Annotated in this window: 2 protein-coding genes; both read right to left on the reverse strand. The window is 59.9% G+C overall.

What is annotated here, in order from left to right; all coding sequences use genetic code 11:
- Nucleotides 1-17: 17 nt before the first annotated feature.
- Entirely contained in the window at nt 18-350 is a 333-nt protein-coding gene (locus FDM28_RS17550) for a hypothetical protein (RefSeq protein ID WP_138517530.1), read from the reverse strand.
- A gap of 309 nt (nt 351-659) precedes the next feature.
- Entirely contained in the window at nt 660-1,598 is a 939-nt protein-coding gene (locus FDM28_RS17555; protein ID WP_138517532.1) for a replication initiation factor domain-containing protein, read from the reverse strand.
- Nucleotides 1,599-1,704 lie beyond the last annotated feature (106 nt).

Below are 1,704 nucleotides of genomic sequence, written 5' to 3' on the forward strand. Positions count from 1 at the left end.
GGTGGTTTTGGTGGGGTTCAATTTGACTCCCCTGCAGGTTTACGCTTTTTCGCTCCGGTGACTTTACCCCCCGTATTACAAGACGGGGGGATGCCCTCCGTTTCGGCGCTTTGCGGAGCCGCAAGGCCGGCTCCCGCCTGTCCAGCGGCCCCGCTGCGCGCCGCTCTGCCGAGCTTCCCGAACTTGTCCATCAGCTCCTTGGTGTTGTCTGCCAGACCAAGAACCATCGCGTGTAGCTCTGCTGTGACCAGCTTTGGCGCTGCCCTTGCGCGCTCCATGGTGGATGCCATCATCTCTGCGGCCTCCATGGTGTCCTTCAGCCATTCGGCCATTGCCTTGCCGGTGGACATGTTCCCAGCCTTGGCGAGACGTTCAAAGACCGCCAACGTCTCTGCATCAACTGGGACAGAGACACGCGGTGGACGGGTAGGGGGGGAAAGGGTTTTGGTCATGTGCAGCATTGTGCTGCACTCTGCTGCACTTGTCTATCAAGCCGCGAAGGAGCCGCTTTTCGAGCTGGCACCTTTCCCACGGATTAGAGTGCTTCTGGGATGGGCCCCACAGGGTCTAGGAGCCGTTTTCTCTGTCTGCCTATGGGTGGCACTGGGATACGCGCGAAAGCCTCTTGTAGAGGCTCCCAGACCGTTTCCCGCGCTCGTTTATTCGTGGTCAACCATGAGGACACCAGCCTCCACCAGTGCGCGGTTGTGCGCCTTTCCGACAACCTTGTCCCAGACAGCCGTTATGTCGCCTTGGTAGGCCATCATTGCGGTGAACAAAGTGGGTCCAAACTGGATGCGGCAGTTCTCCAGCGCCATTGCGAGATCGGCCTGAATGGCCCGCTCTGGACGCCTCTGGAGGATGTCTGCCTCCACGTTCGGCAGGATGTCTCCGAAGAACGGATAGGCACCCGCGAAGTACTGGTCGCGACGCTCCACCACTTCCCACGGGATGTCCTTCGTGACTGCTTTCAGCTCCAGCTCGCAACGGTAGATGTCCTCGATCTTCTTGTCGTTGATAGAGATGACGTGGGAGAGTGCGGAATGCCTTGCGACAGCCTTTGCAGCCATCTCGAAGCCCTTCTCGTAGCAGCGCCCGAACTTGTCCGACTGCTCGCGCTTTCCGATGTAGCAAGTGCGGCCAGCTCGTGGGTCGCTACTGGTGATCTGCTGCAGGACTGGAGGGCGTCCGGTACTTGCGAAGCGGCCTTCGGTGTGTGCCTGGACAACTCGGTCATGTGTGACCTCTCCGTCCCATGTGGTGAGGGCGATGTCTAGCCGCCGTATCTCTGCTGCTGGGAGTGCTTCAACGTCCGCGATAGCCTGCCAGTCTTGGACCCACTCGCAGGCCTTGCCGGTCAGATCGACTCGGACCCAGTCCCTCTGTGACTCGCCGCCGAAGTCCATGCGCCCGATGGGCATATCGCCGAGGCTGACTTGTGCAGCTCGCTTGAAACCAAGGATGCCCTTGTCCATGCTCTGCAACTTCAGTGCCCCACCAGCTTCGCTGTAGAGAGGACGGAGGGTTTCAAGGATGTCGCGTGGCTCTGCTTTGGCCCTGAAACGCAACCAGTCGATGGTGGTTTTGGTGGGGTTCAATTTGACTCCCCTGCAGGTTTACGCTTTTTCGCTCCGGTGACTTTACCCCCCGTATTACAAGACGGGGGGATGCCCTCCGTTTCGGCGCTTTGCGGAGCCGCAAGGC

The sequence above is a fragment of the Rhodoferax bucti genome (assembly GCF_005876985.1).
Classification (GTDB): Bacteria; Pseudomonadota; Gammaproteobacteria; order Burkholderiales; family Burkholderiaceae_C; genus Allorhodoferax; species Allorhodoferax bucti.